Consider the following 15,197-nt stretch of genomic DNA (forward strand, 5'->3'; position numbering starts at 1 on the left):
CTGTCCAGATTTCGGACTCTTGCATACTACCTTTCTAATTAAATTTTCAATTAATTATTAATATTTAAACTAAAAACTTTTATAATTTATTCGGATATATGATTTGTTGAATCCCAATATTTCATCATAGTCAAATCTACAGTTCATTTTGGATAGCTTTGCCATATTGGCTGATTTCATCAGACCCTCATTTGAAAATGGGTTATATATCGTTCCATCCGTAGTTAATGCAATATAAAGGTCCTCATCCATTAGCCTGATTGTAATGTCTATGTCATCGATATCGGTTTTTTCAAAAATGTCGTTGCATATGTCGGCTATCGAATTTGAAATGGTCACCGAATCCTCTTTCATGTATTTTTCTATGCAGAGCAATATTTCCTCGGATTCTTCATCGAGATATTTGTCGACATTGCCCTCACTTTCCCTGTTATATGTCCATGTGATTAGCTTTGAATTTTGAATCATGAAAAATCGGTTGATCTTGTCCTTGTAGCTGTTTCTAAGTCGAATCGTGTAAATGAAGTATATTATTACAGGTATACATTCAGCCATAATTATTGAAATCCAGATGCCTATTCCGCCGATTATCCTTGTCAATATTAACGCACCGACAACTGCAAATAAAAATTCCTCTAAAAATGTAATAACGGATGAAATCTTATTCTGTTCAATTGCTTGGGCATAATTTGCCAAAAGATATGACATGCAGCGGCCAACAAGGGAAAAGGCGGTTATGCGTATGGCCAAAGAAACCACTTGGGCATGATGGGGATCAACAACATTGAATAATTTCAGCAATATTTCAGGATAGATGAATAATAATATGCTTACCGGCACGGAAATGAATAACACGTGCCTCATTGAATGTAGGATAATGTATCGCACAGCCTCAGCATCATTCTCCTTATGAAGAACAGTTACAATTGGAGACATGGTTTTCATGATTCCCGATAGAAATATGTAGACGAAAGTTTCGCTGTTGTCATATACTAAAAATGCCAGAAGTCCTGCAACGCCCAGATATGTGGAACATAAGTATGTCAACACGCTCATTTTCAGGGCGAAAAATATTTTTCCGATAACTTCCGGCGTATTGAGCATGAATTCCTTGATTGAAAGAATTATCTCATTGAGTTTGTATCTGGCCAGCGGGATTAATCTGTAGGAACCTTTCTTCTTGAATAGGTATGTTGAAACATAGATTGCACCGGCAAGATATCCCAATACGGATGCCAAAGCTGTATATGCAATTGTCAAATTCAATCCTTTCAAAAATAATATGTCAAAGAATATGTTTAGGATATTTGCTAACAATACTGCATAGAAAGGCATTTTTGGAAATCCGTCTGAACGAATGAAAAATGAAATGACCAGGATATAACAATTCAGCGGGAAATAAAACATCAGCATCAATAGATATTCTTTGCTGAGGTCAAAAATCTCTGCGGGAGTATTGAAAAACATCAATATGTTGTCAACGAAAAGGAATATTATAAGAATGTATATTATGGACACCAGACAAATTCCTAAAATTGCTATGGTAAAATAGAAATTCGCCTTTTCATGTTCCAGCCGTGATTGGGCCCTTAACGCCAGCAGGTTACCTCCCTGACCAAATAAAATATAGAATATGCCCGTAATGTAGATCATTGGGGATGCCAAATTAATCACTGATAATTGCGCAGAGCCTAATATGAAACCTATGATAATCACATCGATTACCGCACAGACCTTTTCAGACATCACCATTAAAAATGTGGGCAATAGCAGCTCATTATATTTGTTTTGTAAAAAAGTATATTTTCTTTCCAGTTTGGCTTCCATATGCAACACCAATTTCTTACAAGAATCTTATCAAAATCTCATAATTTGGTATTCTAAAGTCATACAAATAGACTAATACGATTTTATTATAAGCTTATTTTTAATTTTCCCGATTAAAAAGTTTTCAGTTTTATATAATATTTTTTGAAAGCCTTTGTGTGGCGCGAATATATTTTATCTTTTGCATTGAAAATATTCGTTTTAACTTAAAAAAGTTGTTTTAAAGAGGATAGTGGATATGCCTTTTTTTAGTTTTAAATAATGAAAAAATTGATTTTTTAAATCATGCCGGTTACAAATAAAACCAGATTTGCAATACTTGCAGAACCAAGGTAAGTTCCGGAAATTACAATTATTGCTATAATGATTCCTTTCCAACCAATCTTTTTAAACTCTTCCCAATCGTTACCGATTGCAATACCGACATATGCTAAAAATGCAGTGCAGATTGTAGTTAATTCAATTTGGGAAACATAAGGAATTATGATGTCTGAGGTTGGAACTCCCGGAATGGCTAAAAAAATACCAATTAAACTTATATAAATGATTGATGGGATATCCCATGGAATTATCCTCTCAAGGCACATTCCGATAAGGGTAATAATTGAAATGATCAGCATTCCAATGAATACATCAAGCAAAGGAGTATGGTAACCTATGAAATTTCCAACTGTGACAATGATTGAGAACAGTACAAGGAAAGTGGCCCATCTTTCAATCTTACCTGAACTTAAATCCTCAGAAGTGGCATATTTGTCGTCTTTTACTCCTTCAATAGCATATTCGTCATCAATGGTTTTCCCCTCACCTTTGCCTATGATTGGAGATAGCCATTTATACAATTTTTCTGCAAGAGGCAAGGAAACGAATATGCACATGTAAATGCCCAAACAAAATGAAAGAATGTTACTGCATCCCGCAAAGGCCTCCAATTGGGTAGCCATAGCAGGGTACATATGCACCAATGGAACCAACGCTGCAGCATTCATACTTGCACTTCCTATACCTGAAGCCATTGCAAAGGCATATGGATGGTAAGGTATGAGTGAAATGCTTATGCTTGACAAAAAGCTGATATACGGAGTGCCGATAATGGATCCTATAACAAAAATGGCTAAAACTCCCCGAGTCTCAGGGGATTTGAAACCATACTTGTCAATAATGACTCCCAAGTTAGGTTCACGGCAAATGGAACTTGCCATACCGATTACTTCTCTTCTAAATCCTAAAAGCAAAGCAACAGGCAATGCTATAAGAGTACCTAAATCCCCCAAAAGCTGTAAGATCAAGGCAGGGCCGACATTAAAAATAATATCAATAGATTGTCCGCTTGAAATTGCTAATTTGGCAATTAAAACACCTATAAATAAAACCATGGCTCCTTCAGCTACTTTTGATTGCTTTTTACCTACAAACTTTATAGGTTTTGCTAAAAAGAGGGCCAAACCCATAATTAAAGCATATATCAAAGGCAATAATAAAACACTTATGGTATCAGTGATTCTAATCTCTTTAACTCCAATGGCCATTGAAATGGCAACTAGAACAAAACAAACTATGTGCAGGTTATATTCCTTCCATGGGGGTCGTTTCTTTATTGCCCTATCAGTTTTTCCCCTAAAGGTCTCTTGTGGTTTATTATCTGATATAAAATCTCCTCCTAAAAGAAAAGAAATTTGTCATTGTCTTTTAAATTTTTTCTCTAAATGAACGTGGAGTTGTTGGTCTTGGAATATCCTTATGAAATTCAGCGGCCAAATCCATAATTTCCACTGAGATATCGCCCATTCTTTCGAATGATTTCACTACACGTGATATGTAGATATAATAATTAGACATTTCAATATCCTCAAAAGAAGTTTCAACCATTTGATTAGCGATAAGATTCATAGCTTTTTGTTGAGTTTCATGAATTTTTTCTTCTGTATCCTTCAAATTTCCACGTGATTCGATATTACCATTGATAAAAGCATCAGTTGCATATGAAATTGATTTTTGTGTATATTTATGCATTTTTTTTAATATCTCTAAAAGTTCATCATCGACGGGAGACTTCTCATTAATGACAAATTTGGCAATATGGCCTGAATAATCTCCAATGCGTTCATAATTGTATGCAGCTTCGCTGAATAATAAAATTTTAGAAAGTTTGGAATGGGGATCAACATCAATGATAGTTTCGACAGAGGCACGAACTTTTTCATACATATTATTTGTGGTAAAATCCAGTTTTAAAGCTTCTTCGGCTAATTCCTTATCATTATTCAGAATAGCATCAAAAGACATCTGAACCTGTTTTTTAACGTGTTCGCTCATGCTGCTTAGCATGTTTTCAATTAAAAAAAAGGCTGAATGTTGTTTGATATTGAAAATGGTGTTTGAAGAACCATATATTTCATCATATTTATTCAAATCGATGACATAAGCCCTTTTGACAATGTCTTCTTCAATTAATGGTTTAAGCAATTGAGTAACATATCTACGACTGATTTTTAATTTTTCAGCAATTTCATCTTGAGTAGCCGGTTTATCATAAAAAATAACATCTAAAATATCTTCTAAAGTCTTATCGCTCCGCGCCATTAAAAATCATCTCCATCAATTAATTTTAAAAAATTAACTTCAAAGAAATTTTATTGTGAATGCAAACATTTCCATATTTGCATATAATAAGAACAATGATTTTGGACTATTTAAAGTTTGCTAAAATGTGAATTTTTATTCACAATAAGTGAATGATATTGGATGAAAAGCATATTCCAAAAATCAGGATTTCAGATAATGGGAATAAAAAATAATGAAAATTTATTTAAACGAAATAAAAGGACATGGGAGTTTCAATATGGTTGCATTGAAAGAATTATTGCATTTCAAAAACATTATCAAAAAAAGATTTCCATGCTGCTGTTTAAAATATGATTCAAATAGTAAAATCGAGTTGATGTTAAAGTTACACAGTAAACTAAAAAAAGAGCATATTTCGCTGTTTTAAATAATATATTTAAAAAAATAAAAGATTGATGAGCTGTTATTCATCAATTCTTTTAATGAATTTGGCGGGATTTCCGGCAACTATGGAATTGTCGGGAACGTCTTTTGTAACTACGCTTCCCGCTCCAACTATTGAATTTTCCCCGATTGTTACTCCAGGAAGTATTGTTGAAGCTATTCCAATCCATGCGTTTTTCTTGATGTGGATAGGTTTTGCAATTGTCGCACTTCTGTTTTCTGGGTTGAAATCGTGGTTTAAGGTAGTCAAGTTCACTTTTGGAGCTATGAAAACCCCGTCTTCAATTGTTATTCCTCCACGGTCCATGAATGTACATAGTTGCTGGATTACAACGCCTTTTCCTATTGTTATGTTTTTCCCGTAGTCAACGTAGAATGGCGGCATGAAAAACACTGATTCATCCACTTCCTTTCCGATTATTTTGCTTAGATATTCTAGATTTTCCTCTGCTGTGTGAATTCCGCTGTTCAGTTCACGGCAGATGTTCATGGTTTCCAAGATAATGTTCAATATTTTTTCATATTCGAGGTCATCGGTTGAGATTACCTCTCCTGCGAGTTCTCTTTCAAAAATGCTTTTCATAATAATCACTATAATTTTTCCTAACAAAATAATTAAGTTAGTTTAAAAACTAATTATAGATTTTCACGGTAAAACTCTGCAATTTTTTCAAATGGAATCACATCTGTTTTATAATACAAATCGGTGTGAACCGCATCAGGTATAATCATCAGTTCCTTGTTGTCTCCGGTTAATTTGGCGAATTCGTCTTCTGAGAAATATCTGGAGTGTGCGTTTTCACCGTGAATTATTAAGACGGCTGACCTGATCTCATCGGAGTATGCAATTATAGGCTGTGAAATGAATGACATGCAGCCGGTCATGTTCCATCCGTCATTTGAGCCGGGAGATCTTGGATGGTAGCCTAACTCTTCAATGTAAAAGTCATGATAGTCCTTTACGAATTGAGGCAAATCGTCAGTGACTTCTTTAACCACTCCTCCCATTCTTGCATATTCACCATTTTTGTAGTCTTCGGTTCTCTGATTGTTCAGGGCAACTTTCATTTCATATCTTGCATCGGCATTATCCGCTTCATCATAGTATCCCTTTGCAATTTGGCGGGTCATGTTGTACATTGTAGATGTAACTGTAGCTTTGATACGGGTGTCTAAGGATGCTGCATTCAATGCCATTCCTCCCCATCCGCAGATTCCGCAGATTCCGATTTTATCTGGGTCCACTTCGTCATTGGTTGCCAAAAAGTCTACTGCAGCCTGGAAATCCTCGGTGTTGATGTCTGGGGATGCCATGAAGCGTGGTTCGCCTGCGCTTTCTCCGGTAAATGATGGATCAAAAGCTATTGTTAAAAATCCCATTTCAGCTAATGTCTGTGCATATAGCCCTGAAACCTGTTCCTTAACCGCACCGAATGGTCCTGCACATGCAATGGCCGGCAACTTACCATCGGCATCCAATGGTTTGTATAAGTCTGCAGCCAATGTTATTCCGTAACGGTTTATGAATGTTACTTTTTCATGGTGCACCTTGTCGGATTTGTCAAAGACCTTGTCCCATTCTTCTGTCAGTACTAAATTTTCACATTTCATGATTATCACTTGATGTCAGTTTCTTAAACAAAATATTTAAAATGTTGCACTTGCCAACAATAAATATAGTATTATATATAAATTCAAATATAAAAAAATAATGTGGAGTTAACATGTTTTTATTTAAAAAAATCACTTTAATCATTATGATTTTAACTTTGATTGCTTTATCTCCAGCCGGTGCAAAGGATATGGATGATAATATGATTAAAATAAAAATAAATGATGATGTCTTTGATGTTAAGTTGGAAAACAATTCCGCAACACAGGAACTGTTGAAGGTATTGGAGAAAAGCAATGTCACTGTAAATGCAACAGACTATGGAAATTTTGAAAAGGTTGGGAATTTGGGTTTCACTCTCCCGACAAACGATGAAAACATCAATACCTCTCCGGGAGACATTGTGCTGTATCAGGGAAATCAGATATCATTATTTTACGATTCACACTCATGGAGCTACACAAAAATAGGCAAAATACAAAATGCTGATTCAAATCAGCTAAAAGATATTTTGGGCGCCGGAGATGTGGTCTTGGAGCTAAGTTTAAAATAGATATGAGTTGATTTTAATCATTTGGATTATCAAATAACCTTAAATGATATGGGAAATGGAAATGAAATAATTTCCTTTATTTAATTAAATACTGTTGTGTGGTAATATGAAATATGTTAAGTTGGGAAATTCGGATTTGAAGGTCAGTAAGGTTTGTATGGGTTGCATGGGATTTGGAGACCCGAATAACGGAATGCATACCTGGACATTACCCGAAAGGGAATCCATTGAAATCATCACTCAGGGGCTAGACAGTGGAATAAACTTTTTCGATACTGCTATAGGCTATCAAAACGGAACTTCAGAGCAGTACCTGGGAAAGGCAATACGGGAAAATGTCGTAAGGGATGATATTGTCGTTGCAACCAAATTTCTGCCGAGATCTGAAGAGGAAATCAAAAACAATATTTCAGGCCAAAGGCACATTCACAATTTTGTTGAAAAGAGCCTTGAAAATTTGGGCTTTGACTACATTGACCTTTATATCTATCACATGTGGGACTATAATACTCCAATGTATGACATTCTCGAAGGCTTGAATGAGGTCATAGATGAGGGAAAGGTAAAATACATTGGCATTTCAAACTGTTTTGCATGGCAGCTTGCAAAGGCAAATGTGCTTGCAGAATCTGAAGGATTTGCCAAATTCGTCTCTGTTCAGGGCCATTACAATCTGATTTTCAGAGAAGAGGAGCGTGAAATGATTCCGCTTTGTAAAACAGATAACATTGCAACAACCCCCTACAGTTCGCTTGCTTCAGGAAGGCTTTCAAGGCTTCCCGGTGTCGAATCAAAAAGGCTCAATGAGGATTTCTATGCCAAACTGAAATACGAGTCAAACGAATCCAAGGATTTGGAGATAATCAAAAGGGTTGACGAACTGGCACAGAATTATGGCGTTTCAATGACTGAAGTGTCTCTGGCCTGGCTTTTGACCAAGGTGACTTCCCCTATTGTCGGGGCCACCAAAACACATCATGTTGAGGGTGCTGTCAATTCAGTGGATCTGGAATTGTCCAATGATGATATTGGTTATCTGGAGGAGCCATATGTTGCACATGACCTTGTTGGGGTCATGGCAGACAATAAGGTTACCGCAGGTGATGACGATAAGGTATGGGCCAAGCATACCAAAGCGATTTGAAATATATTGACCCATACAGATTAAGTAGTTCCATTCATGCATTTCAGAATTTATTGCATTAACCAATAGTCCTTGTGGAATTCAAACGGTTTTGGTTACTTCTTCAATACAAAATCTATTTTAAATAATTTGATTAAAATATTAATTGAGGTATTATCATGAAAGTTTTGGGAATAAATACAAGTCCAAGAGAAAACAGTAATGTGAGATTTGCCCTTGAAGCCGCTTTGGAAGCTTCAGCAGAAAAAGGGGCAGAAACAGAAATCATTGATGTAAATCCTTTAACCATCTCTCCTTGTCAGGCGGACAATTACTGTAAGGCAAACAACAGCGAATGTGGATTGAACGATGATATGGCGGATATCTACAAAAAGATTGAAGAGGCCGACGGCATCATTCTGGCAAGCCCAATCTATTTCTTTGATGTAACAGCACAGGCTAAAGCAGTCATCGACAGATTGTACTGCTACTTCGGAAATGAGGAGTTTGCTAAACTGTTCTCAACCAAAAAGGTATCAATTATCACAACCAACGGCGGTGCGCCATTGGAAGCCTTTGAAAGTTCATTGAATACTCAAATGCAGGCATTTGGAGCTTTAGGGTTCCAAACAGGAGACATAATTGCTTTAGGAGGCAATATGCTTCCTGGTGAGATTCAGGAAAAAGAAGACCAACTTGAAAAAGCAAAAGAAGTGGGTAAAAACATCATATAATTACCCAACATTTATTTTTTTTATTTTAAACTACTGATTTTTCATCCATTTCATTGAAGGATTGTCTAGACCATAACCAAACCATCAAGGCTATCACTGATATGGCTGTTGATCCGGCCATGACATATTCCCAGGAACCCAAGGACCATAAAAGTGATGCCAGTGCACTTCCAATGGCTCCAAAAATGAAATTACTGACTACAAATACTGTATTCAGTCTGCTGCGCTCTTCATTTGACAGGTTGAACAGTCTTGCCTGGGCCAAAACGGACACTCCCTGCACGGCTATTGAAAAGACTCCTGCAATAATGATTATGGCTATTATGGATTCCTTGAATATCAATCCCAAAACCATTGAAATTGCGCTTGTCAAAACAAATATTCCCAATGCCGGCACGCTTAAGCCTTTATCCTGCAGTTTTCCAAGGCCAACTCCAAATACTGCCGCCGTAAGTCCCGCCAGACTTACTAGGCCTATCTGGAAAGTATCGTAATTGAAGGGATCTCCGGACAATAGGAAGGTCAAGGATGTCCAGAACATGTTGAATGCCAGGCCGAATATCAATCCGCTGTGCAGCAGTATCTTGGGAAGCACATTATACCGCTTAAAGCTTGTAAATACACTTGCAATTAGTCCATTATAGGATTTGAGCTTGTTTTTCTGTGGAATTTCGGGAAGAACGTAAATGATTACCAATACCATAATCAGGTTTAGAATGGCTGCAATGACATAAACTGATCTCCATCCCCATAATCCTGCAAGAATCCCGCTTGCAAACCTTGAAAACAGTATTCCGGTCGTTATTCCTGAGGACACTATTCCAACAATTCTTCCGCGCTCTTCAGGGCTGCTCAAATCCCCCGCCAAAGGCAGTATGACCTGTCCTGATATTGTGACAATGCCCATGCAGAACAGGGACAGTAACAGTATCATGAAGGATGGGGATAGCGCACAGGAAATCAGGGTCAGCACGGTTAGGCCCATCACTATTGTAATCAATCTTTTTCGTCTAACGTAGTCTCCCAACGGCACAATCAATAGGATGCCGCTTGCATAACCGATTTGGGTTGCGGTAACCAGCAATCCTCCATTGGCTGCAGGCAGGCCGAAACCTTCCATTATTGCCACTAATAAAGGCTGAGCCCAGTACAGGTTGCCTATTGCCAAACCTGAGCATATGGCAAATAGAACTGCCAGGAATGTTGTCATTTTCACCGAATCATTGTTTTCCATATTATCACTTGATTAGCTATTTCATAATTTCACTATTTAAAGATAAGGTGGCATCAATGTCATTTGAGGAAAAATTAAATTGTTGAACTCATATATTAATTAACATGACTTTAAATCCAAGGAAATTGGAATATTATGAGCGGAAATATGAAAGAAATCCTGTTGAAGAGGCCGTCAAATATTTAAGCAACAAATGGACTCTTCATATCTTAAGGGATTTGTTTTTAGGAAAAAGCCGTTTCAATGAATTTAAGGCAAACAGAAAGTCATTGGACAACAAATCACTGTCAAGATGCCTTAAAACGATGGAAAATAACGGTTTGATATATAAAGTCATTGATGAAAACGATTCCAGAAATACCCAGTATTTTCTAACGGATAAGGGAAGGTCATTCAACAGGGTATTTTATGAATTGCTTTTGTTTGCAATCGAAAACGATGAGGACAATGAGTTTTATTCAGATTATGAAAAGGATGACTTGAAGGAGATGTATAAGGAAATTTTGGAAATAGCTTAATTTCAATTTCTTATTTGCAATGTTCTCCTTTATTAAATAGGAAATGAATAGATATTAATATGAAAGTAAATCTGAAACCACGCTCAATGATGTATCCCGCTCCAGCCGTAGTTGCATCAGCGTATGATGAAGAAGGCAATGCTGACTGCTGCACACTCGCTTTTGCCACAATGTGCTCTCATCGTCCTCCGGCAGTAATGATAGCTATCAACACGACATTAAAGAGAAAAACCCTTAAAAGCATCCATTATTCTAAGGAATTTTGCTTGGGTTTTCCGAGCCTTGAGCATGTGGCCGAAATAGATTATATGGGCATTGCATCAGGTTATGATACCAACAAAATAGAAGATGTGAATTTCACATATACGGATGCAGAAATGGTCAACGCACCAATCATTAATGAATTCAAGGTTTCTCTTGAATGCAAGGTAATTCATGTTGCAGAAGTTGGAAGCCACACCCAAATCACTGGCGAAATAGTTAATGTCCAGGCAGATGAGGATGTTTTGGATGAAAAAAGCAGGATAATCCCTGAAAAGCTAAATCCAGTTGTGTTTGATGATGTGACTCATAGCTATTATGAATTTGGCAATCGAATAGCAAAGGCATTTAAAGTAGGTTTGAAGTTTAGAAAATAGGTGTTGGACAAAGGGTGTTGTGAGGTGTTATTATGTCTGTGATTAAAATTGACAATCTGACAAAAGATTATGGCAATCACAGGGGAATATTTGATTTGACCATAAATATCAAAAAAGGGGAGGTATATGGTTTTCTTGGACCCAATGGGGCTGGAAAATCTACAACAATGAGGCATGTCATGGGATTCATCAAACCGGACAACGGGAGCATCACAGTCAATGGTTTGGATTCATGGACAGAACAGGTAAAAATAAAGGAAAATATCGGATATTTGGCGGGCGAGATTTCGCTTCCAAATGACATGACAGGGCTTCAGTATCTAAAGCTGATTTCAAAAATGAGGAAAATGAAATCCTTTGATTATGCAGAGGAACTGCTTGAATATTTTGAAATCGATCCAAATTCAAACATTAAAAAGATGAGCAAAGGGATGAAGCAGAAAATAGCTATCGTAGCCACATTCATGCATGATCCCGAAGTGATTCTTCTTGATGAGCCTACAAGCGGGCTGGACCCATTGATGCAGGAAAGATTCATAGAACTGGTCAGAAAGGAACAGCAAAAGGGGAAAACCATCTTCATGTCATCGCATATTTTCGAAGAAATCAGCAAGGTATGTGGCAGGGTAGGCATAGTCAAAAATGGGAATCTAATCAAGGAACTTGAAATGAGCAGTTTGAGAAATAATGAAGAGAAAACCTACATTTTAAGGTTTAAAAATGATGATGATGCAAATAGGATAATGGAATTGTACCCCGAAGCCAATTTAAACAATGATGAAACAATCATAACAATAAACGATAATGATATCAACAGGTTCATTAGGGATTTGTCGACCTGCAATCTGGCATATCTCAAAGAAAAGGAGGAGTCCCTTGAGGAATACTTCATGAAATTCTATGAAGGTGATGCTGATGATTAGCATTCCATATCTTAAACAGACCATCAAATCAAATTTGTTGTTGTTTTTGGGATTTACTGCCATATTATGTGCTTTTCTGACAGTGATATGCAATATTTTCACCCCAACATCAATGAGTGGAATAGAAACCGCAGTCAATGGGACATTCGCCTCAAATATAATAACAGGAAATACCTTTGTGGAATTCCTCTCCAATTCGTTTTACGCCATTATGGCAATACTGTTCCCGATGCTTTATTCCATTATTGTGGGCAATAATCTTATTGCTTCCAAAGTGGATGACGGCAGCATGGCAAATTACCTGTCCACACCAGTATCCAGAGGCAAAATTGTGGTTTCCAGCGCCCTTTATCTGATATTGTCATTGGCATTGATGTGGATTATTGCAAGCATAGTGGGGATAACAGTTGCCGAAATCGTCCAGCCGGACTCTCTGGACATCGACACGTTTTTGATGCTTAATGCCGGTGCATTTCTGTATCACTTTGCAATAAGCTCCATTTGCTTTGCGGCATCCTGCATATTCAACAGCTCCAAAACTTCACTTGTCATCGGTGGAGGAATACCTCTGTGTTTCTTTATAATAAACTTGCTTGTTAAGATTTCAGAGGACTTGGAAGTCCTGAAATATGCTACTTTGACTACATTATTCAACACGTCAAACATCATTAGCGGAAGCGATTATATTGGTGATTTTATTCTTCTGGCAGCCATAGGAATAGTATTGTACGTTATAGGAATAGAAGTGTTTAAAAGGAAAAGTCTGCCGTTATAACATGTTAAAAACGTGAATAATAATTTTTCAATCATTAAAACAAAATATTTCAGACGGAATAATATTGTATGTTTTTGAAATTAAGGAATTGAGCCTCTGGGAAGGAGTCCCATTGCTTCAACCAACAAAATAATATTAAAGGAGAAATCAAAATGGAAAGAGTAAATCTAGATGAAATCACACCGGAAGAATTTGAGCTGTCAATAAAACAGTCAAAATTGCTGTTCAAATTCAACCACACAGAACCCTTTACCGAAGAATATGTGAACCTGCTAAACGAATTGCTTGACGGCAACATCGGAGAAAACAGCACAATAACAGCGCCATTTGCAGGAGCGGCATTCAATAAGATGAAACTTGGAAACAATGTGTTTATCAATAACAATTGTCTTGCAATGGCAAGAGGGGGAATCATCATTGAGGATGATGTAATGATTGCCGGTAATGTGCAATTGCTGTCAAACAATCATGACGAATACGAAAGGCAGGTGCTTGTCTGTGATGAAATCAAGATTAAAAAGGGGGCATGGATCGGTGCCGGAGCAAGCGTTTTGCCGGGCGTCACTATCGGAAAATATGCGATTGTAGGAGCCGGTGCAATCGTAACCAAGGACGTTCCTGACTATGCGGTCGTAGTGGGTGCGCCTGCAAAAGTGGTTAAAACCCTAGATAAAGACAAATTCCAGGAATAATGCGATATTATGACAAAAGTAGAAGTTATAAACAAAAAAGATTTCACGAAAACTCAAGAAGAAGTGCTTGAGCGATTCATGGAATTTCAAATGGCAATGATAGAAAAGGATTCCGTCAGACTTGATGAAATCATGAGCGAAAGCTATACATTAACCCACATGTCCGGAAAAACACAAACCAAGCAGGAATACATTGATGAAATCATGGACGGAACGCTGAACTATTACAAATCAATCATCGACAATCCACAAATAACAATATTGGAAGAGACTAAAGCCATTCTCAAAGCGGATGTGACTCTTGATGCGAAAGTTTATGGGATGAAAGGAACATGGACATTGCATTCCGTTCAATCAATGGAAAAAATAGATAACAAGTGGTATATGAGCAAATGGGAAAACTAAAGTTGGTTTTAAGCTCAAAATCAGGATTCTCCACAATAGCAATGTTAGTGATGTAAAGGATGTAAGAGAACCCAGATATATTGAAACTTATGAAAAAGTCGTACCACTTACACGTACTTTTCAATCAACTTTGTTATAAAATTTTATCTGAAGTTGTTATTTAATTTTTTGGAAAAATGTTCACGAGAGTTAATTTGATTGGCTATTTAATAATTATTACAATTAGTTATTCAATATAATAAAAATTAAGAATTATATTGAACATGACAAATGTTGTAATGAAAATAAAATAAAAAACCTAAAATCATTAAGTTGGTGGGTATGTGTTAATGATAATTTCACATTAATTATAAATTTATCAACTAACATAAGTTATTAACAACAATATTATATTGAGCGATATCAATGAAGATTATATCATGGAATGTTAATGGACTTAAATCAATATTTGAAAAAGGTTTTTTAGAAGAGATACTAGCTCAAAACCCTGACATATTATGTCTTCAAGAAGTTAAGTCAACTGAAATACCTGAAATTGAAAATTATATTTCTTACAACTATCCTGCATCTGAACTGATTAACCTATATGGAACAGCTGTTTATACAAAGATTGAACCGCTTTCTGTCAGGAAAGGTTTTGGCGATAAGGAATTTGATGCTGAAGGTAGAGTCATCAGAATGGAGTTTGAAAACTTTTATCTGTATAACGTTTATTGTCCATCAGGTGCCAGCTCACCTGAAAGACTTGATTGTAAATTCAGATTCTACGACGAGTTCACAGAATATGTTTACAAATCAAACAAGCCTTCAATAATCTGCGGAGACTTCAACAGAATATCTGCCGAGATTGATGCAAAGAATCCTAAAAACATTAAAGGAAAATCAGGGTTCTTACCAGAAGAGCAGGAATGGTTTAAAGAGATATTGGCCAAATATGTCGATGCCTTTAGAAAGTTCCATAAAGACGGAGACAATTTCACATGGTGGTCAAACAGAAAAGGAGCTAGAGAAGCAAATAAAGGATATAGATTTGACTACTTTTTAGTATCCAACACTTTTGAAAATACATTGGTTGACTCATATATCCTAAAAGACCAAATGGGTTCTGACCATGCACCAATTGTATTAGACTTAAATTCATGTCCCGTATGCGG

General features: G+C 36.6%; 16 protein-coding genes. 10 read left to right on the forward strand and 6 right to left on the reverse strand.

Annotation, left to right across the window (positions count from 1 at the left end; all coding sequences use genetic code 11):
- Positions 1-69: 69 nt before the first annotated feature.
- From ACJMLD_RS05370 to ACJMLD_RS05390, 5 genes are all read right to left on the reverse strand, one after another.
- The gene (locus ACJMLD_RS05370; protein ID WP_405268847.1) at positions 70-1,827 is read right to left on the reverse strand and encodes an MATE family efflux transporter; all 1,758 of its coding nucleotides are present in this window, start codon (positions 1,825-1,827) and stop codon (positions 70-72) included.
- A 278-nt stretch (positions 1,828-2,105) separates the two neighbouring features.
- Positions 2,106-3,356 (reverse strand): DUF3100 domain-containing protein, encoded by a 1,251-nt coding sequence (locus ACJMLD_RS05375; RefSeq protein ID WP_405268850.1) that lies wholly within the window; start codon positions 3,354-3,356, stop codon positions 2,106-2,108.
- 160 nt (positions 3,357-3,516) lie between these two features.
- Complete coding sequence (locus ACJMLD_RS05380) at positions 3,517-4,410, reverse strand: PhoU domain-containing protein (RefSeq protein ID WP_405268853.1); 894 nt, start codon at positions 4,408-4,410, stop codon at positions 3,517-3,519.
- A gap of 445 nt (positions 4,411-4,855) precedes the next feature.
- Positions 4,856-5,419, reverse strand: a complete 564-nt coding sequence (locus ACJMLD_RS05385; RefSeq protein WP_405268856.1) for a sugar O-acetyltransferase — start codon at positions 5,417-5,419, stop codon at positions 4,856-4,858.
- A 53-nt stretch (positions 5,420-5,472) separates the two neighbouring features.
- On the reverse strand, positions 5,473-6,447 hold the full coding sequence (locus ACJMLD_RS05390; RefSeq protein WP_405268859.1) for an alpha/beta hydrolase: 975 nt from the start codon (positions 6,445-6,447) through the stop codon (positions 5,473-5,475).
- A 113-nt stretch (positions 6,448-6,560) separates the two neighbouring features.
- On the opposite strand from ACJMLD_RS05390, the gene ACJMLD_RS05395 reads away from it, so the two are divergent.
- The 3 genes from ACJMLD_RS05395 to ACJMLD_RS05405 all read left to right on the forward strand — a co-directional run bounded on the left by ACJMLD_RS05395 (position 6,561) and on the right by ACJMLD_RS05405 (position 8,858).
- Positions 6,561-7,001, forward strand: a complete 441-nt coding sequence (locus ACJMLD_RS05395; RefSeq protein ID WP_405268863.1) for a cyclophilin-like fold protein — start codon at positions 6,561-6,563, stop codon at positions 6,999-7,001.
- 106 nt (positions 7,002-7,107) lie between these two features.
- On the forward strand, positions 7,108-8,145 hold the full coding sequence (locus ACJMLD_RS05400; RefSeq protein WP_405268866.1) for an aldo/keto reductase: 1,038 nt from the start codon (positions 7,108-7,110) through the stop codon (positions 8,143-8,145).
- A gap of 158 nt (positions 8,146-8,303) precedes the next feature.
- Positions 8,304-8,858 carry a flavodoxin family protein gene (locus ACJMLD_RS05405; RefSeq protein ID WP_405268869.1) on the forward strand — a complete coding sequence of 185 codons (555 nt, stop codon included), beginning with the start codon at positions 8,304-8,306 and terminating at the stop codon, positions 8,856-8,858.
- 25 nt (positions 8,859-8,883) lie between these two features.
- Here the strand turns inward: ACJMLD_RS05405 and ACJMLD_RS05410 are convergent, their stop codons facing one another.
- Entirely contained in the window at positions 8,884-10,092 is a 1,209-nt protein-coding gene (locus ACJMLD_RS05410) for an MFS transporter (protein ID WP_405268872.1), read from the reverse strand.
- A gap of 104 nt (positions 10,093-10,196) precedes the next feature.
- On the opposite strand from ACJMLD_RS05410, the gene ACJMLD_RS05415 reads away from it, so the two are divergent.
- The 7 genes from ACJMLD_RS05415 to ACJMLD_RS05445 form a co-directional block, all read left to right on the forward strand.
- Positions 10,197-10,610, forward strand: coding sequence for a winged helix-turn-helix transcriptional regulator (locus ACJMLD_RS05415; RefSeq protein WP_405268874.1), 414 nt, complete (start codon positions 10,197-10,199; stop codon positions 10,608-10,610).
- Positions 10,611-10,669: 59 nt separating this feature from the next.
- Positions 10,670-11,248: a flavin reductase family protein gene (locus ACJMLD_RS05420; RefSeq protein ID WP_405268877.1), complete on the forward strand. Its 579-nt coding sequence runs from the start codon at positions 10,670-10,672 to the stop codon at positions 11,246-11,248.
- A 32-nt stretch (positions 11,249-11,280) separates the two neighbouring features.
- Complete coding sequence (locus tag ACJMLD_RS05425; protein WP_405268880.1) at positions 11,281-12,171, forward strand: ABC transporter ATP-binding protein; 891 nt, start codon at positions 11,281-11,283, stop codon at positions 12,169-12,171.
- Positions 12,164-12,946, forward strand: coding sequence for an ABC transporter permease subunit (locus tag ACJMLD_RS05430; RefSeq protein ID WP_405268883.1), 783 nt, complete (start codon positions 12,164-12,166; stop codon positions 12,944-12,946). The genes ACJMLD_RS05425 and ACJMLD_RS05430 overlap by 8 nt, the downstream gene beginning before the upstream one ends.
- A 152-nt stretch (positions 12,947-13,098) precedes the next feature.
- Positions 13,099-13,638: an acyltransferase gene (locus ACJMLD_RS05435; protein ID WP_405268886.1), complete on the forward strand. Its 540-nt coding sequence runs from the start codon at positions 13,099-13,101 to the stop codon at positions 13,636-13,638.
- A 9-nt stretch (positions 13,639-13,647) separates the two neighbouring features.
- Entirely contained in the window at positions 13,648-14,043 is a 396-nt protein-coding gene (locus tag ACJMLD_RS05440; RefSeq protein ID WP_405268889.1) for a nuclear transport factor 2 family protein, read from the forward strand.
- 405 nt (positions 14,044-14,448) lie between these two features.
- Positions 14,449-15,197, forward strand: a 749-nt coding sequence (locus tag ACJMLD_RS05445) for an exodeoxyribonuclease III (protein WP_405268892.1), incomplete at its 3' end; no start/stop codon positions are given.

The organism is Methanobrevibacter sp., assembly GCF_045112895.1.
Classification (GTDB): Archaea; Methanobacteriota; Methanobacteria; order Methanobacteriales; family Methanobacteriaceae; genus Methanocatella.